The sequence below is a fragment of the Methylobacterium sp. AC690 genome, from assembly GCF_979256535.1.
The window spans coordinates 19,352-36,691 of the sequence record NZ_CEEDOX010000015.1 but is presented as its reverse complement, the minus strand read 5'-3'; the positions used below and the strand labels follow the sequence as shown (position 1 = coordinate 36,691).

The window sequence follows — 17,340 nt, the reverse complement described above, 5'->3', positions numbered from 1 at the left end:
TCACATGCGCCGACGCGACGTACTGGCCCGGGGGCTGCTCGGCGCGGGACTGCCCCTCCTCGCGGGCCTGCGCCCGGCCCGGGCCGAGGTGCAGGCGGTCAGCATCGCGCGCCAGCCGAGCCTGGGGCACCTGCCGCTGATGCTGATGGAGGACCAGGGCCTGCTCCAGAAGCACGCCGCGGCCCGGGGCCTGACGGGGCTCGCCGCCCGCTACGTCACCCTAGCGGGCGGGGCCGCGATGAACGATGCGCTCCTGTCGGGCTCGATCCAGTTCGTGGCCGGCGGCGTGCCGCCCCTCGTCCTGCTCTGGTCCAAGACCGAGGGCACCGGCCTGGCGGTGAAGGGCGTGGCGGCGATGAACGCCATGCCGCTCCTCATGAACACCAACGCGGAGCGCATCCGGTCGCTGGCCGACTTCACCGACCGGGACAAGATCGCGCTGCCCGCCGTGAAGGTCTCGGTCCAGGCCATGTTCCTGCAGATGGCGGCCGAGAAGGAACTCGGCGCGGCGCGGCGGAACGACCTCGACCGCCTGACCGTGACCCTGTCGCACCCGGACGGCATGGCCGCGCTCCTGGCCGGCCAGGAGGTGACCGCGCATTTCACCGCCGCGCCGATCCAGGAGCTGGAGCTGCGCAGGCCCGGCATCCGGACGATCCTCAACAGCTTCGACGTGCTCGGCGGGCCCTCGACCTTCAACGTGGTCTGGGCTACCGCCGCCTTCGTGGAGGCCAACCCCACCGTCCATGCCGCCTTCACGGCCGCTCTCGAGGAGGCGGTGGCGTCCATCGCGGGCGACCCCCGGGCCGCCGCCGCGGCCTATGCGCGCCTCGCCCGCGACGGCTCCGATGTCGGCCTGATCGCGTCGATCCTGGCCTCGCCCCAGGTCACCTTCACGACCACGCCCCAGGCGATCCTCCCCGTGGTGACCTTCATGGCCCGCACCAAGGTGATCCGCCGCGGCGCCCAGGACTGGCGAGAGCTGTTCTTCGCCAACGTCCACGCCAAGCCGGGCAGCTGAGTCGAGCCGGGCCGCTGACTCAAGCCCGGCAGCCGAGGCCCCGGCTTCCGGCCGCGCCTCAGGGCACGTCGGGGCGCGGATCCGGCACGAAGCCGTCGCGGTTGGGCATCCGCACGGCGGCGAGCGTCCTGGCCTCCAGGACGGCGTCGTCCGGCACCAGGCCGTTCAGGTTCAGCAGGTAGCCGACCACGGCGTAGACCTCGTCGTCCGTGAGCGATTGCGGCGCGTTCATCGGCATGGCGCGGCGGACGTAGTCGAACAGCGTCGGGGCATAGGGCCAGAAACTGCCGACCGTCTTCACCGGCGTGGCCGAGGCGAGCGTGCCCTGGCCGCCCACGAGCCGGTCGCCGAGGCCGCCTTCGGCCTTCTCGCCGTGGCAGGCGGCGCAGCGCTCGGCGAAGAGCGTGCCGCCCTGGGCGACGCTGCCGCGGCCCGGCGGAAGCTTGCGGCCGTCCCGGTCGATGTCGATGTTCCAGGCGGCGATCTCCGCCGCGGTGGCGGGGCGCCCGATCCCGTAGCGGGTCTCGGCCGAGGCCGGGCCGACCAGGGTGAGCGCGGCCAGGGTGAGCGCGGCCAGGGTGAGTGCGGCCAAGCCGATGGCGGAAAAGCCGATGGCGGCCGGGGTGGTCGCGGGACTCGCGCCCATCGGGCGCGCGGCGCCGTCACGCCTTGGGATAGCCATTCGAGACCTCTCCGCTCTCCGCGATGCGCCAGGGGATGACGGCGTTGTTGTGATAGAACGAGTTCAGGCCCCGGGCCCCGGCCAGCGCGGAGAAGAGCGGCTGCACGTAGCCGGTCTCGTCGGTGGCCCGGCTCTGGATCACGGCGGCCTCTCCGCCCCAGCTCCAGGCCAGGCGGAACCGGGTCAGCGCCTTGTCGAGGACGGGTGCCTGGAGCTGCGCCTCCTGCCAGCTCCGGCCGTCATCGACCGAGACCTCGACCCAGGCGATCCTGCCCCGCCCGCTCCAGGCGATCCCGGTGATCTCGTTGAAGCCGGGCACGATCCGCTGCGTCCCCGAGGGGCGCGTGATCACCGACTTCGCCTCCATGGTGAAGGTGAACTGCCGCGCGGTCCCGTCCGGCATCAGGTCGGTGTACTTCGCCGTCTCCTCGCGGGAATAGGCCGGCTCGTCCGTCACGTTGAGCCGGCGCAGCCACTTCACGCTCATGTTGCCCTCGTAGCCGGGCAGCAGCACGCGCAGGGGGTAGCCCTGCTGCGGGCGCAGGCGCTCGCCGTTCTGGCTGTAGACCAGCAGCGCATCGTCGAGACACTTCGCGATCGGCAGGCTGCGGGTCAGCGCGGCCGAATCCGCGCCCTCGGCGATCACCCACTTGGCGCCCGGCTTGAGACCGGCCTCCTCCAGCACCGTCCTCAGGCGCACGCCCGTCCATTCGGCGCAGCTCACCAGCCCCACCAGGTCGGACGCGGTGCGGCCCGCCCGGATCGCCTTGAAGTCGGGATTGCCCGAGCACTCGATGAAATGGATCTGCGACACGCTCGGGAAGCGCCGGACGTCCGCCATGGTGAGGACCAGGGGCCGCTCGACCAGGCCGTGGATCATCAGCCGGTGCTGGGCCGGGTCGATCTCGGGGACCCCGCCATGGTGGCGCTCGTAGAACAGCCCGTTGGGCGTGATGATGCCGTCGAGCTCCTGCAGCGGCGTGCGCACCGAGGCCGAGGTATACTGCTTGAGGGTCTTCGGAATGTTCTTGACGACGTTCTTCTCGAACGGCGACGGCGTCCCGTAGGGCTGCGCCCCGGTATCCGCGCCGGGGGTCGTCATCCACGGCGGTACGCCGGGCGGACCGTCGGCCGATTCCTGCGCCGTGGCCGGACCCACCGCGCGTTCGGCCATCAGGCCGCCGCCGACGAGGGCGGTGCCCTGCGCCAGGAAGGACCGGCGCGACCTCGACACGACCCGCGTGGTATTCCGGAGGCGGTCTTCGTCGGATTCTGTTCCGCTCACCCTGCACTCCTTCACCGGATCGGGGCCGTCGTCGGGGGCGGGAGTGTAGAACCGCTCCCCCGACCCCGTCATCCCCTCTCGGGCCTTCGAAGGTCCGGCATCGCGGCAGGCCAGGCGCGCCGGCGGAATTTTGCATGTCATACCAAATGGTATGCATTAAGGTTCTGGACAGGAATCGGGTGCGCGCCCCATGATCTCGCTCCCGGATCTCAGGCGGAGGTGCGTGCAATGGGTGGTTATTGGCTCTGTGACACGCCTCAAGGAGCGCTCCGCATCCAGCGAACGCTCCTGGCGCAGAAGGATTGTTACGTGGTTCTGCTGGACCATGACGTTCTCGGAACCTGCGAGTCGGCGGAGCAGGGGCTCAAGATGCTGACCGAGGAGCACGCCTACAAAGCCTCGTGTGGGCTGGACCTTGCGCGCTTGCCGATTCCCCGCTCCCTGAACGGCTGGACCTTCGCGCCGGCCGCGTCGGATCGGACGGCCAACTGAGCAATTTGTCCGGGGCGGCCCGATGCCGTCGCCCCGCGAAACGCACGACGCGACGCCACCCATCCCCAGCGCCCGGCCCGGATCGCGTCGTGTCCGACCCGCTCCCGCACCGCGCCGTCACGATCCAGGACCGGAGCGCCGCTGGCCTCGAACCCGCGGCAGAGGCCGTCCGCGCCCAGGACCCGGTCGTCGGTGTTGCAGGGCGCCCTGCGCGCGACCGCCTCCGGCAGGTCGGCAATCGCGAGCCAGATCAACCTCTTAGCCCTGAACGCGACCATCGCGGCGGCCCGGTCCGGCAAAGCCGGGCGCTGGTCGGAGCGAGCGTCAGACCTCCGGCGGCGCGCCGGGCGTGCCCTCGTGGCGGTCGCGATGTGCCGCGGCCCGCGCGAGGAGCAGGAGCGTGACGGGCGTCGACACGGTGAGGAATACGCCGATCAGGGCGTCGCGCAGGACGAGCCGGCCCTCGATGAGCGACAGGAGCAGCATGGAACTGATGAGGATCAGGGCCATGCCCAGCGTCGCCCCGAGGGTCGGCGCGTGGACGCGCTCGTAGAAGGTCCGCAGGCGGATGAGGCCGAGGGCGCCGGTCAGCGCGAAGGCGGCTCCGACGACCGCCAGGGCGACCACCAGCCAGGCCGCCCAGAGCGGCAGCTCCGCGCCGCTCACTGGATCACCTCACCCTGCATCAGGAACTTGGCCAGCGCCACGGTGGCGGTGAAGCCGATCATGCCGAGGATCAGCGCGGCCTCGAAGTAGAGGCCGCTGCCGGTGCGCATGCCATGGACCACGATCGCCAGCATGCCGTTGAGGTAGAGGGTGTCGAGCCCGAGGATGCGGTCCTGCGCGCGCGGACCGCGTAGCATCCGCCACGCGGCGAGCGCCATGGCCAGCACCAGCATGCCCTGGGCGAGGCCGAGCCCCCAGTCGAGAACGGTGGTGGCGCTCATGCGAAGACCTCCATCAGGGGGCGCTCGTAGCGATCCTTCACGCGCCGCACCCATTCGTCCCCGCCCGTATAGTCGAGCACGTGCAGGAGCAGGCAGCCGGTCTGCGAATCGTACTGCACCCAGAGCGTGCCGGGGGTGCCGGTGAGGATGATCGACAGGACCGTGATGCCGAAGGGCTCGCGCAGGTCGAGGGGGATCGTCACGAACCCGGTGCGCCGCTCGCCGCGGCGCAACCCCAGGATGATCCGGGCGACGTCGATGTTCGACCGGACCATGTCGTAGAGGACGACGACGGCGAGGCGCGCGAGGGTACCCGGCGCGCGCAGGGGCACGGCCTGGGGCTTCAGGGCCCGCATCACGGCGGGAACCGACAACCCGACCAGGAGCGCCAGCGCGGCGCTTCCGGGTGTGACCGGTGCGTTCAGCAGGAGCCAGGTCAGGGCGAGGCCGACCGTCAGCAGCGGGTAGGGCAGGAACCGTCTCAAGTGCCCGCGCCTCCCTGGGCCGCGCCGAGAACGGCCCGGACGTAATCCTGCGGTTGCGCCAGCCAACGGACGGTGGCGTCCGCATAGGCGAGGGCCGGGCCGCCCCAGAGGGCGAGGGCCAGACAGGCGGCGAGCAGTCCGGACAGGGCCAGGAACTCGGACGTTCGGAGGACCGGGGGCGGGTCGACGCTCGGAACCCAGAGGTTCTGGATGCCGAGGCGCACCAGCGGCGCCAGGGTGCCGAAGCTGGAGAGCGTCAGGGCGGCGATCAGCCACCAGGCCACGGCCGTGATCGGGCCGGTGGCCAGTCCGGTGAACATCGCGAGCTTGCCGACGAACCCGGACAGGGGTGGAATACCGGCGAGCATCAGCGTGCAGAGGAGAAAGCCGCTGCCCAGCAGTGCGACCGCCGCCGGAAACGTCCGGCCGATCTCGATGGCGTCGGCGTCGTCGAAGGGGTCGCGGTACTCGTCCGCAAAGACCGCTTGCTGGGCCTGCCCCGGCGCACGGCCGCGCTGCAGGATCTCGGCGAGGAGGAACAGGGCTCCGGCCGCCAACGTCGATCCGACGAGGTAGTACAGGGCGCCCGCGAGCGCCGCGGCGCTGCCAGTGCCCAGGACTGCCAGCATCGTGCCGGACGAGATCATCACGGCGTAGCCCGCGGCCCGGGTGAGTTCCCGCGCGGCGAGGATCCCGATGGTCCCGTAGGCCATGGTCGCAAGCCCGGCCGCGAGGATCCAGGTCTGGCCGAAGCCGGCGGACAGACCCGAACCGAACAGGAGCAGGCTCAGCCGGATCACCACGTAGATGCCGACCTTGCTCAGGATGGCGAGGATCGCGGCCGCGGGCGCGCTCGCCGCCGCGTAGGTCGTCGGCAGCCAGAAGCCGAGGGGCCAGGCGCTGCACTTGATCAGGAAGGCGATGCCCAGCACGGCGCAGCCGATCTCGAACAGGGCCGGTTCGGCGGCCGCCGGCGCCGCGAGCCACCGCGCGAGGTCCGCCATGTTGAGCGTCCCCATGGTTCCGTAGATCAGGCTGACGCCGACGAGGAAGAACAGCGAGGCGACCAGGTTCACGGCGATGTAGCCGAGGCCGGCCCGGATCCGCGTCTCGCCCGAGCCGTGCAGGACGAGGCCGTAGGAGGCGGCCAGCATCACCTCGAAGAAGACGAACAGGTTGAACAGGTCGCCGGTGAGGAAGGCCCCGTTCACGCCCATCAGGAGCAGCAGGAACAGGCCGTGGAAGCGAGGCCCGGCCCGGCCCCAGCGGGCGAAGGAGAAGACGAGGGCGCACAGGCCGAGGACGCTGGCCAGCACCAGCATCATCGCCGAGAGCCGGTCGGCCACCAGGACGATGCCGTAGGGCGCGTCCCAGTTGCCGAGGCGGTAGACCTGGGCCGCTGCATCGGCGCGCAGGGCCAGCATCAGGGCGATGCCGAGGAGCAGAAGCACGGTGACGAGGCTGAGCCCCGATTTCAGCCGGCGCCGTCGCTCGTCCAACAGGAGCATCACCCCCGCCACGGCGATCGGCAGCACGATCGGCAGCACCACGAGGTGGTCCGACCAGGCGGTCTCCGCGGTGGCAGTCAGGACGGACGAGGTCATCGGCAACGGGCCATCGCGGAGGGAGGCCTCCTGCTGGGGGAGCGTCTCATGGGTGCGGATTCCCGGGCTGCGGTTCGGCCTGGGCGGGCTCGCGCCCATCCACGTGATCGCTTCCGGTGATGCCGCGGGCGGCCAGCAGGACGACGAGGAAGAGTGCGGTCAGCGCGAAGCCGATCACCAGGGCGGTGAGGACCAGGGCCTGGGGCACCGGATCGTCGACGGAGACCACCTCGGCGCCGGCCCCGAGTACCGGCGGCGCCCCGACCGTGAGACGTCCCATGGCGAAGATGAAGAGGTTCACGGCGTAGCTCAGCAGCGAAATACCGAGGGCGACCTGGAAGGTGCGCGGGCGCAGCATCAGCCAGATGCCCGAGGCAGCGAAGACGCCGATGCCCAGCGACAGGACGAGTTCCATCAGGCCGGCTCCCTCTCGGCGATCCGCTCCGCCTCGGCTTCGGCCGCCCGCGTCCGACGCACCGATTGGTGCGCCAAGGCGACGAGCATCAGCGCGCTCGCCCCCACCACCAGGACCATGATCCCGAGGTCGAACACCAGCGCGCTCGCAACCGGCACCTTTCCGAGCAGCGGCGGCTCCCAGTAGGCGAAGTAGGCGGTGAGGAACGGCCGCCCGAACAGCCAGGATCCCGCGCCCGCCAGGACGGCGACCAGCAGGCCGACGCCGATCCAGGCGATGGGTCGGATGCGCAGGCGCTCCTCCACCCACTCGGCCCCCTGGGCCATGTATTGCAGCACGAAAGCGATGGTCAGCGCGATGCCGCCCGCGAAGCCCCCGCCGGGCAGGTCATGTCCCCGCAGGAACAGGTGCAGGGCGAGCAGGACGATGAAGGGGAACAGCCAGGTCGTGACCACCCGGGGAACCAGCAGGGCATCGGCGGCAGTGTCGCCGGGGCTGCGGTCGGCCCGCGCCGCGTCGTAGGCATCGTGGCTGACCTGCTGCTTGGGACGCTGCAGACTGTCCGACCCCGGGCGGAAGCGGCGCAGCAGCGCGAACACCGTGAGGCCGACGATGCCGAGCACGCAGATCTCGCCCAGGGTGTCGAACGCGCGGAAATCGACCAGCAGGACGTTGACGACGTTGCGCCCGCCAGCGCGCGGGTAGGCCTCCTCCACGAACCAGCGCGCGATGCCGTCGACCGCCGGCCGCGTCATCACCGCGTAGGCGAGCCCGGCGAGACCGAGGCCGGCGAAGGCCGCGATGCAGAAATCGATCATGCGCCGGCGCCGGGCGCGCGCGGTCTCGGAGGCCGACGCCGAAATCGCGGCGTCGCGCTTGGGCAGCCAGCGCAAGCCCAACAGCAGCATCACCGTGGTGACGATCTCCACCAGGATCTGCGTGACCGCGAGGTCGGGCGCCGAGAGCCAGAGGAAGGTCAGGCTGCTCACGAGCCCGGCGCCGCCGACGAAGATGGCGGCCGAGAGGCGATGGTACTTCGCCCGCTCCGCCGCCCCGATCGCGCAAGCCGCGCCCACCAGCCACATCAGCGCGAAGGCGGGGTCGAACGCCGTTGTTTTTCCCGAAGCGAAGAGATCGAGCCCCCGGTCGGCTCCGGCCATCATGGCGGCCAGGAGCACGGTCAGAAAGAGGATGCGCAACTGCACCTGGAGGCGCTCGCTGCCCAGGTGCCCCTCAAGCCGCCGGGCACCGGTCACGAGGCCCGTCATCGCCCGCTCGAACAGCCAGCCGCCGTCGATCCGGTCCATCAGCCAGGGGCCGCCGCGGGGATTGCGGTTGATCCGCCGCCCGAACGCGACGTAGAGCGCGACGCCTCCGACGAGCGCCACGACGCTCAGGGCCAGCGGCGCGTTGAAGCCGTGCCAGATCGCGAGGTCGTAGTCCGGCGTCCGTGCGCCGAGGACCGACCGGACCGCGCCCGCCAGGGCAGGCCCGATGGTGAGGTTCGGCACGAGGCCGATCGCGATGCAGACCAGGACGAGGAGTTCGATCGGGATGCGCATCCACCGGACCGGCTCGTGGGGTGCGTGCGGCAGGTCGTGGGGGGCGGGCCCGAAGAAGGTCTGGCGGATGAAGCGCACCGAGTAGAGCATGGTGAAGGCGCTCGCGAGCGTCGCCAGCACCGGCAGGGCGAGGTTCAGCCAGTGCTCGCCCGCATTGTCGACGGCTTCAGCCAGGAACATCTCCTTCGAGAGGAAGCCGTTGAGGAGGGGCACGCCCGCCATCGCGGCGGCAGCCACCATCGCCAGCGTCGCCGTGTAGGGCATCGCCCGCCACAGCCCGCTGAGGCGGCGCATGTCCCGCGTGCCGGTCTCGTGGTCGATGATCCCGGCCGCCATGAAGAGCGAGGCCTTGAAGGTCGCGTGGTTCACGGTGTGGAAGATCGCCGCCACGACGGCGAGGGGCGAATCCAGGCCGAGCAGGAGGGTGATGAGCCCGAGATGGCTGATCGTGGAGTAGGCGAGCAGGCCCTTGAGGTCGTGCTGGAAGATCGCGCTCCAGGCCCCCACCAGCATCGTCGCCATGCCGGCGGTGCCGACGATCCAGTACCAGCTCTCGGTGCCGGCCAGCACGGGCCAGAAGCGGATCATCAGGAAGATGCCGGCCTTCACCATCGTGGCGGAGTGCAGGTACGCGCTGATCGGCGTCGGGGCCGCCATCGCGCGCGGCAGCCAGATATGGAAGGGGAACTGCGCCGACTTGGTCAGGGCGCCCGCCAGCACCAGCACCAGGGCCGGCAGGTAGAGCGGACTGGAGCGGATCGCGTCGCCCGAGGCCAGGACCACCCCGAGGTCATAGCTCCCGACGATCTGCCCGATCAGCACCATGCCGACGAACAGGCAGAGCCCGCCGGCCGCCGTGATGGTGAGGGCCATCCGGGCCCCATCGCGGGCGGAGGCGTTGTCGGTCCAGTAGCCGATCAGCAGGAAGGACACGATGCTCGTCAGTTCCCAGAAGACGACGAGCTGGATCAGATTGCCCGAGAGCACGATTCCCAGCATCGCGCCGACGAAGGCGAGGAGATAGCTGAAGAGGCGCGGGACCGGATCTTCGGCGGCCATGTAGTAGCGGGCGTACAGGACCACGAGCGCGCCGATCCCGAGCACGAGGATCGCGAACAGCCAGGCCAGGCCATCGAGCCGCAGGACGAACTGGACGCCGAGCGTCGGCAACCAATCCACCGCCCAGACGAGGCTGCTGCCGGACGCGGAGACCGCCGGGTAGAGGAGCCCGATGCAGGCCAGGCACGCCAGCAGGATCGACCCGGCCAGGATCGCGGCGGCGTTGCGCGCATGTCCGGGCAGGCTGATCACGGCCGCGCTGCCCAGAAAGGGAAGGATCGCGGCGATGGCAAGGAGGAGTTGAGGCGGCATCAGCTCGAGCGATGAGAGGAACGGGCAGACACGGGCAGCCTCGGGATCGGCCGGAGGCGCCCTTCCGCGAGCGGGGACGCACTGACGCACGCCCGACGGCTATAGCCTCCCGGAGACCGGGTGGCGAGCGCTGGGCAACGGGCGCTGCCCGCGCTCACGACGCGACCCGCCGCGGCGAAGGCCGGGCGGGTCGGTGGGGGATCCTGTCGGTCCAGGCACGGCTTACAGGTTGAGATAGGCCTGGGCCGAGCCGACGATGGTGAAGACGAGGCCGCCGGCAAAGGCCGCGACCATGGCGTAGGAGAAGCCTTTCAGCAGCATGTGAGTCTCCTTCCCGCGTCCGATCAGCAGCGGTTACCGCCCGAGGTCTGGCCGTACTGCTGGGTGGGGAAGTTCTGCTGGTTGGCGTTGCCCTCGGCGGCCGAGCTCATCGGACAACCGAGATAGGCCGGGGGACGGCGCATGTCGTTCACCGAGCCCGTCGTCTCGACATCGTAGGGCGCGAAGGACGTGTAACGGGCGGGGCTGTCGTAGGCCATGGCGGACGAGATCGGAGCAGCGCCGAGGACGAGAGCGGCGGCGATGGCGGCGATACGGGTCTTCATTGAGGCTATCGAGCTCCTATACAGTGCAAGCCGGGTTAATTGGCTCGTTTCATCTGTCTGAACCCAATATGGGGCCTCGATCTCATCCATGACGTGCGTCCAGGCACGTGGAGGGCAGGATTAAACGCTGGGGCCTGAGATCAGGGTCTGATCAAGTCTCGATGCATCATGAATACATCTTGGACGACGTCGTCAGCCGGCAGCCTCGGCCTTGCGGGTCGGCGACGGACGAAGCCTCCGGATGCCAAGCCTCCGGGGTGTCGAGCCGCCGCATCACGCCGCCGCACCTCGGCCCTCCTCCCGTTGAATGGATTGACACGGGAACGGACGGACGGCGTCGTGCGGGCCTGATGTCCAGGTGCGGTCGTGATCGATGAAGACCATTCTGTATGCCCGGGTCTCGACAGGAGACCAGACCATCGCCCTCCAGGAGGCGCAGGCGGTCGCCGCGGGCTTCGTGATCGACGAGGTGGTGGCCGATGACGGGGTGTCGGGCCTGAGCACCTGCCTGCGCGAGCGGCCGCAGGGGCGCCGACTGTTCGATCTGCTGCGGCGGGGCGACGTGCTGGTGGTGCGCTGGGTGGACCGCCTGGGCCGCAACTACGCGGATGTCTGCGACACGCTCCGAGAGATGATGCGCCGAGGCGTCGTGGTGCGCACGGTCATCCACCGGCTGACCTTCGACGGGGCCACGGCGGATCCGATGCAACAGGCCGTGCGCGATGCCCTCATCGGTTTCATGGCGGCGACGGCCCAGGCCCAGGCGGAGGCCATGCGTGAGGCGCAGAAGGCCGGCATCGCCCAGGCGCGGGCGCGCAGCGACGTCTATCGCGGACGCAAGCCGAGCTTCAGCCGGGCGCAGTACGAGGCGGTGCGCTCCGCCCTGGTCGAGGGGAGGGGGATCTCGGCGATCGCCACCGCCACGGGCCTCAGCCGGCAGACCGTCTACCGCATCCGCGACAACGCCGCGGAGGCGGAGGCGGCCCTGGCGCGCTGGGCGTGAGGCCGGGGCCGGCCGGTGCCCCGGGGCTCGGCGGGGGCGCTGCTTCGTATGGTCGCCTCCCCTGGGCGCCGGCATCCGATAGGTTGGGGTGCCTGACCGATGCGGGATGATCATGGGCGGCGCCACTCTCCTCGGGCTCACCACGCTGGCGTTCCTCGCGCCGCTTCCACCTGAGCGATTCCATCCACCGGAGCCGCCGCCCCGTGGGATCGGCTGGGCCGTCTGCGCCGTGGTCGCGCTGCTGCTGGTGGTTACGGTCGTCCCGCTCAGCCTCGCCCTCGCCGACAAGTGGGCCATGGACGCGCATGTCGCCGAGTGCCGGGCCGCGGGCGGCCGGTTCGTGCCGGTCGCGTCGCTCAACGGGCGGGCCTATCGCTGCGACCAGCCGGAGCGTCCGCGCTCCTGACGCGAGACCGGCGCCGTCGTGTTCAGAAATCCGCGTGGATGCGGGTGCCGAAGAAGTCCGCCGGTCCGCGGTCCCGGTTGTAGGCCGGGTTCTCCACGTGCTGATAATTGACCGACAGGGTCAGGGACTTGCTCAGGGCGAAGGCGTAGTAGGCCTCCACCGCGCGCTCGGGGGCATAGTTGAGCCGGCCGTCGCCGATGAGGAGGCCGACGCCGCCGTTGGCGAAGAAGGCGCGATGGCTCGGCGAGATCGTGTTCATCGAGGTGCCGAGGCCCACCGTGTCGCCGGGCCGGCCCCAGGCGGTGCCCTTGAGGGACAGGCCGCCGGAGACGGACTGGTCGATATCGGTGAAGGACAGGCTCTCGGTGCGGCCGTCATTGGCGCTGAAGCGGGCGAAGACGCCGAGGTCCGGCGTCACCGCCTGCTCGAGATTCAGGTAGAAGCCGGTCTTGCGCCGTGCGGCCCGCGTGGCGGCGGCCGCGTCGTTGATGTCACCGAAGAGCCCGGCCTGGGTCAGCGACACCACCTCCCGGAAATCCGCCGTGTTGCCGACATTGCTGAAGAAGCCGAGGCGCAGCTTTCCGGGCTGGTCGAGGACCGGCAGCACGTGGCGTTCCTCGAACTCGATGGTGGTGCCGGCCCGGCGGAAGACGCGGGGGTCGAGGACGTCGCTGGAGGGCTCCTTCGGCACCTGGGTGTAGGCGGCCCGGATCGCGAACGCGGCGCGGTTGTACTCGACCATCACGCCCTGGGTGAAGCCGGGCAGGTTGGCGGGGAAGTCGTAGGCGCCGGAGGCCCAGATGCCCCAGTTCATGAAGTCGACCCGCGGGTCGTGGGCGTAGATGTTGCCATCGAAGTAGTCGCCGAGGGCGAACTTGCCCGCCACCACGGTGATCCGCTCGATGTCGCGCCGGGTGGCGACCTGGTTCGGGCCGTCCGGAACGTCCTCGGTCTCACCGCCGAAGCCGAAGGTCTGACGCACGAAGTAGCGGTTGGAGCGCAGCTTCGGAAACGGCGCGCCCGCCTTCTGCGCCTCGCCGTTGACGAAGCCGGCAACGCCCAGGGTCCGGCTCAGGCCGAAGCCCTGGGAGAATTCGGGATTGTAGTAGAGTTCCGTGCCTTCGAAGAGCTTGAGCCCCAGGAAGGCGGTGGCGGTGGTAGTCGACTGCACCTGATGGCCGATCAGGCTCGCCGGGCCGGTATAGGGCGCGCGGAAGCCCGGCACCCCCTGGGCGATGAAGGTGGTCTGGCCGTGGAGCGAGAACCGGTCTCCGGAGCCGTCGCCGGGATCGTGGGGGGCGGCCTCGTCGACCTCCGGTGGCAGCACGAAGCCGTTCGGGTGCCAGGACAGGCGCGCCATCATCTGGTGCGAGGTGAAGGAATCCTGGTGCGTCGTGACCGGGCCGAGGCCCGGGACGGCGCCGAGGTTGACGCGGCCGTTGTCGCCGAGGTCGAGATAGCGGTAGTCGATCCCGAGGGCGAGGCTCTCGGTCACGGCGAACTGCACGCCGGCACCCAGCGTAAAGCCGAGGGAGGCGAGGTCGCGCCGCGCAGGGGTGACGAGGCCGGTGCCGGGATCCGGATAGCTCGCCAGGAGGCGGGCATTGGCGCCGGCGAGCCCGAAGCTCGCATAGACCAGCGACCGCTCGAAGGCGTAGCCGAAGCGCCCGCGCAGGGTTCCGTAGGCGTCGGTCTTGGCCCGGATCAGGCCGAGACCCGGATCGCCGTCGCCGACGAAGCCGGGGGTGGGCAGGAGCACCGGCCGCTTCAGGTTCGCGCCCGCGACATCGGCCTCGATGCCGTACAGCCAGGGGCCGGTCTGCCAGTTGTAACCGCCGAACAGGCCGCCGACGGCGGTGGTGGCGTTGCGACCGAGGTCGGACTGACCGGTGGCGTCGCCGGTCTTGAATGCCCGGACGGGGCGGCCACCGACCGTGGTGTCGCGAAAGTTGTAGGCGCCGTAGGAATTGCCGGCGCTGCCCTCGATCCCGAGATAGGGGCCCGACCAATCGACGAACGCAGGCGCGGTGGCCCGCGGGCGCGGCGCACCGAGATCGGCCGCGTGGGCGCTCGAAGCGGCCGTCAGGGTGAGCAGGGCGAGGCCCGTGAGCCTCACGCGGCCAGAGCCGCTGCGCCCATAGCGATCCACTCTCGACATGCCGCCCCCGCGCCTCTGGTCCCAGACCGCGGTATAGACGGTGCTATAACTATGACAATATGGTTTAATCCAGGGCTGGACAGGATCGAGGCGACTGTTGCGCAAACAGCGCAAGGGCGACCCGGTCGGGATCTCTGGTCCGTGGGGCCCGCCGTCCGAAGCCCAGCCTGTTGGGAGGGAGCTTTTTCGCGACGTTCCGACCCCGTAGCGGTTTCATACGAAGACCGGATGACCCTCTCGTCACCCTCCATTTGGGGGATGCGAGGCACGGGAGCTGCGGTCTAGCCTGGGCGTCTCCAAGGTTTCGGACCGTCTCGGCTCGCAGGGCACCGCCCTTGCGAGCCTCTTTTTTTCGGTCGCTGCAGCCGGTCCATTCCCGGCTAGGCGGTGCCGGTTTCGATCTTCTCGATGAGCGCCGTCAATTCTCCGATGCGCAGCCGAAGGCCTTCCCGGGTGCTCTCGTCCATGTCGCGCAGGGCGTACCCGTCCTCGAACTGGCGCTTTTCCGTATGGGCGACCTGTCCGAGTGCGGCGAGCTCTGCCATCAGGCGATCGCGCTCGGCGAGATACTGGGTCTTCCGGTCGTCGGTGGCGGGCATGGTCATTCCCTGGCGGATGGCGCGCAATGCACCCGGATCGCCTGACGGGCAGGCCTCGCCCGGGAAACGCGGACATTCGGTCCCGGGTTCAGGTGGCGCGGACCGGAACCATAGCGCCGGCCGGCCGTTGCACCGACGACCCAAGCTCGAAGACCTCATCCCCGCCCGGCTCACGCCGAGGCGGGTTTTTTCGGGCCTGTGCCGGCGCTCCGCTCCAGCGGCTGCCACCGGCAACGCACGTTTCGCCAGGTATTTCTGCCGGATCAATTCGGCAAAGACCTGGAGCAAGTCCGTAATTGGAGACCTTCAGACACAAACCAGAAAGTAAATATAATGCAATGCCATTGCAGGTCAGCGCAAACGGTGAGCAACTGCGATCCTTTAGCGGGGCCTTAAGTTTCCGGCTGCTAGCCCTGGCACCGATATTGGTCCGGAGATCTCTCGTGGCTTTGCTCGCTCGCTTCAGCATCATCACCAAATTGATCGCGGTGGTCAGCCTGATCGGAGTCATCGTCAGTGGCTGCCTCTGGTACGCCACGACCCAGATGACGACGATCGACGAGGCCTACAGCCGCTTCGTCTCCCACGATACGAAGGCGATCGCCGATCTGCGGACGGTCAACCGGCTGGTCTTCACGATGAGCTACTTCAACTTCCGCAACATCGCCGAGGCCAGCCCCGACGAGATGCAGAAGACCGACAAGGGATTCGACGAGGCGAGCGAGCGCCTGAACAAGGTGCTGGCGGAACTGCGCGATGCCGCCCCCAGCTTCGCGCCGCGCATCGACGGCCTGAAGCAGAAGGTCAACCGCTTCATGGCCGACAGCTCCGAGGCGCGCACCCTGGCCAGCAGCGGCCTCAAGGCGGAGGCCGTCACATTGCTGCACCAGACCGTCGACCCGACCTTCGACGCCATGGTGTTGGAGGGAAGCGCGCTCGGCCGGGACATCCGGACCTTCGTCGACGAGGGCGCCCGCAATCTCGCGGCGCTGACGGATCGGACGCGGACCAACACCCTGCTCCTCGGCGGCCTCGGCCTCCTCGTCGGCCTCGCGGCGGCTGGGCTCGTTGCGGTGTTCGGTATCACCCGGCCGATCGGCCAACTGGTCGCGGCCCTGCGCCGGATGGCGCGCGGGGACAGCGACGCGGTGATCCTCGGGCGCGACCGGCGCGACGAGGTCGGCGCCGTGGGCCGTGCGGTGGAGGAGATCCGCGCCCTGGTCGCCCGCAAGGCGACGGAGGAGGCCGAGCGCCGGCAGATCGCCGATGCGGCGGCCGCAGCCGAGCGCCAGCGCACCATGCACGAGCTCGCCGACGGCTTCGAGGCGGCGGTGGGCTCGATCATCGCGACGGTGTCGGCCTCGGCCGGCGCGCTGCAGGAGACCGCCGAGGCGATGAGCACCAACGCGGCCCGGACCACCGACCAGTCGGTGACGGTGGCGGCAGCCGCCGAGGAGGCGGCCTCCAACGTCAACACCGTGGCGGCCGCGGCCGAGGAGCTCGGCTCCTCCGTGCAGGAGATCGGCCGCCAGGTCGACGGGTCGGCCAACCTCGCCCTGCGGGCGGTGGAGGAGGCGGCCCAGACCGCCGGCCTCGTCCAGGACCTCAGCACCGCTGCGGCGCGGATCGGCGACGTCGTGGCGCTCATCACCACCATCGCGGGCCAGACCAACCTGCTGGCACTCAATGCCACCATCGAGGCGGCACGGGCCGGCGAGGCGGGCCGCGGCTTCGCGGTGGTGGCCGCCGAGGTCAAGGAGCTCGCCAACCAGACCACGCGGGCGACCCACGAGATCGAGGAGCAGATCGGCCGCATCCAGGCCTCGACGGAGCACGCGGTCGGGGCGATCCGCACCATCAGCGGCCGGATCGGCGAGATCAGCCAGGTGACGACCTCGATCGCCGCGGCGGTGGAGGAGCAGGGCTCGGCGACCCAGGAGATCGTGCGCAACGTCGGCCAGGCCGCCAGCGGCACCAGCGAGGTCACGGAGAACATCTCGGGCGTCGCCCACGCGGCCGAGGAGACCGGCGCCGCCGCCCGTCAGGTGCTGGTGTCGGCCTCTGACCTGACGGCCCAGTCGGAGCACCTGACCGTGCAGGTCACCCGCTTCCTGGAGACGGTCAGGGCGGCGTGAGGGAACGGCCCGGCGTCGCGTGAGGCGAGGCCGGCCGGCTCAACGCCCGCGAGCCGGCGAGCAGGAAGCGCCAGGGTGTCTCCACCGCGCGGGAGATGCCGATCCGGCGATCGGCGATCCAGGCCGGGGCCGTCTCGGGGGCAGCCAGCGCGAAGGGGGGCGCGTCGAGGGCGAGGCCGTCCATCGCGAGGCTGACGGCCAGGGCCTGGCACAGGCGGCCGGGCCCGGCGCAGAGGCGGCGTGGATCGGACAAGCCCCGGCGGGCCGCCATGGTTTCGAGGCCGTGGCGGGGCTCCAGCGCCCGGATCAGCACGGCGCTGCCCGGCTCACAGACGAGATTCAGGCACCAGTGGATGCCGTAGGAGCGGTAGACGTAGGCGTGCCCGGGCGGCCCGAACATGCTGGCATTGCGCCGGGTCGGACCGTTGACGCTGTGTGAGGCCGGGTCGCTCCGATCATAGGCTTCCGTCTCGACGATGATCCCGCCGATCCCGTCGACCCGCAGGTCGCAGCCGATCAAGGACGCGGCCACGTCCGCCGCCGGCCGGGCAAAGAACCCGGCCCGTAGGG

Annotated in this window: 17 protein-coding genes; 5 read left to right on the top strand and 12 right to left on the bottom strand. The window is 70.3% G+C overall.

Annotated elements, in window-relative coordinates; translation table 11 throughout:
• The first annotated feature begins 4 nt into the window (after positions 1-4).
• A complete protein-coding gene (locus AC0IY1_RS17875) occupies positions 5-1,021 on the top strand; it encodes an ABC transporter substrate-binding protein (protein ID WP_055957563.1) in 1,017 nt (338 codons plus the stop codon).
• Between the two features lie 58 nt (positions 1,022-1,079).
• Here the strand turns inward: AC0IY1_RS17875 and AC0IY1_RS17870 are convergent, their stop codons facing one another.
• A complete protein-coding gene (locus AC0IY1_RS17870; protein WP_244477444.1) occupies positions 1,080-1,703 on the bottom strand; it encodes a c-type cytochrome in 624 nt (207 codons plus the stop codon).
• The gene (gene soxC, locus AC0IY1_RS17865; RefSeq protein ID WP_471771304.1) at positions 1,684-2,988 is read right to left on the bottom strand and encodes a sulfite dehydrogenase; all 1,305 of its coding nucleotides are present in this window, start codon (positions 2,986-2,988) and stop codon (positions 1,684-1,686) included. Before soxC ends, AC0IY1_RS17870 begins: the two co-directional genes overlap by 20 nt.
• 309 nt (positions 2,989-3,297) lie before the next feature.
• Between soxC and AC0IY1_RS17860 the strand changes: the two genes are divergently transcribed.
• The gene (locus AC0IY1_RS17860; protein ID WP_156375839.1) at positions 3,298-3,480 is read left to right on the top strand and encodes a hypothetical protein; all 183 of its coding nucleotides are present in this window, start codon (positions 3,298-3,300) and stop codon (positions 3,478-3,480) included.
• Positions 3,481-3,804: 324 nt separating this feature from the next.
• On the opposite strand, the gene mnhG is transcribed toward AC0IY1_RS17860, so the two are convergent.
• The 7 genes from mnhG to AC0IY1_RS17825 form a co-directional block, all read right to left on the bottom strand.
• Entirely contained in the window at positions 3,805-4,146 is a 342-nt protein-coding gene (gene mnhG / locus AC0IY1_RS17855; protein ID WP_055957558.1) for a monovalent cation/H(+) antiporter subunit G, read from the bottom strand.
• Positions 4,143-4,427, bottom strand: coding sequence for a K+/H+ antiporter subunit F (locus AC0IY1_RS17850; protein WP_055957555.1), 285 nt, complete (start codon positions 4,425-4,427; stop codon positions 4,143-4,145). Before AC0IY1_RS17850 ends, mnhG begins: the two co-directional genes overlap by 4 nt.
• A complete protein-coding gene (locus AC0IY1_RS17845) occupies positions 4,424-4,912 on the bottom strand; it encodes a Na+/H+ antiporter subunit E (protein WP_055957552.1) in 489 nt (162 codons plus the stop codon). The genes AC0IY1_RS17850 and AC0IY1_RS17845 overlap by 4 nt, the downstream gene beginning before the upstream one ends.
• Complete coding sequence (locus tag AC0IY1_RS17840) at positions 4,909-6,516, bottom strand: monovalent cation/H+ antiporter subunit D (protein ID WP_471771301.1); 1,608 nt, start codon at positions 6,514-6,516, stop codon at positions 4,909-4,911. Before AC0IY1_RS17840 ends, AC0IY1_RS17845 begins: the two co-directional genes overlap by 4 nt.
• 46 nt (positions 6,517-6,562) lie before the next feature.
• Positions 6,563-6,931, bottom strand: a complete 369-nt coding sequence (locus AC0IY1_RS17835) for a Na+/H+ antiporter subunit C (protein ID WP_055957547.1) — start codon at positions 6,929-6,931, stop codon at positions 6,563-6,565.
• Positions 6,931-9,864 carry a monovalent cation/H+ antiporter subunit A gene (locus AC0IY1_RS17830; protein WP_055957545.1) on the bottom strand — a complete coding sequence of 978 codons (2,934 nt, stop codon included), beginning with the start codon at positions 9,862-9,864 and terminating at the stop codon, positions 6,931-6,933. The genes AC0IY1_RS17835 and AC0IY1_RS17830 overlap by 1 nt, the downstream gene beginning before the upstream one ends.
• Positions 9,865-10,208: 344 nt before the next feature.
• Entirely contained in the window at positions 10,209-10,469 is a 261-nt protein-coding gene (locus AC0IY1_RS17825) for a hypothetical protein (protein WP_055957542.1), read from the bottom strand.
• Between the two features lie 373 nt (positions 10,470-10,842).
• Here AC0IY1_RS17825 and AC0IY1_RS17820 point away from each other — a divergent pair, with 373 nt between their 5' ends.
• Both AC0IY1_RS17820 and AC0IY1_RS17815 read left to right on the top strand, forming a co-directional pair.
• The gene (locus AC0IY1_RS17820; RefSeq protein ID WP_055957539.1) at positions 10,843-11,472 is read left to right on the top strand and encodes a recombinase family protein; all 630 of its coding nucleotides are present in this window, start codon (positions 10,843-10,845) and stop codon (positions 11,470-11,472) included.
• A 112-nt stretch (positions 11,473-11,584) separates the two neighbouring features.
• On the top strand, positions 11,585-11,878 hold the full coding sequence (locus AC0IY1_RS17815) for a hypothetical protein (RefSeq protein ID WP_146056431.1): 294 nt from the start codon (positions 11,585-11,587) through the stop codon (positions 11,876-11,878).
• Between the two features lie 22 nt (positions 11,879-11,900).
• Here AC0IY1_RS17815 and AC0IY1_RS17810 read toward each other — a convergent pair whose 3' ends face one another.
• Together AC0IY1_RS17810 and AC0IY1_RS17805 are read right to left on the bottom strand one after the other, a co-directional pair.
• Positions 11,901-14,036, bottom strand: a complete 2,136-nt coding sequence (locus tag AC0IY1_RS17810; RefSeq protein WP_471771298.1) for a carbohydrate porin — start codon at positions 14,034-14,036, stop codon at positions 11,901-11,903.
• A 380-nt stretch (positions 14,037-14,416) separates the two neighbouring features.
• Entirely contained in the window at positions 14,417-14,635 is a 219-nt protein-coding gene (locus AC0IY1_RS17805) for a hypothetical protein (protein ID WP_156375838.1), read from the bottom strand.
• Positions 14,636-15,078: 443 nt separating this feature from the next.
• On the opposite strand from AC0IY1_RS17805, the gene AC0IY1_RS17800 reads away from it, so the two are divergent.
• Complete coding sequence (locus tag AC0IY1_RS17800; protein WP_055957528.1) at positions 15,079-16,770, top strand: methyl-accepting chemotaxis protein; 1,692 nt, start codon at positions 15,079-15,081, stop codon at positions 16,768-16,770.
• Here AC0IY1_RS17800 and AC0IY1_RS17795 read toward each other — a convergent pair.
• Positions 16,757-17,302, bottom strand: a complete 546-nt coding sequence (locus AC0IY1_RS17795; protein ID WP_244477441.1) for a DNA-3-methyladenine glycosylase — start codon at positions 17,300-17,302, stop codon at positions 16,757-16,759. The genes AC0IY1_RS17800 and AC0IY1_RS17795 overlap by 14 nt on opposite strands.
• Between the last annotated feature and the right edge of the window lie 38 nt (positions 17,303-17,340).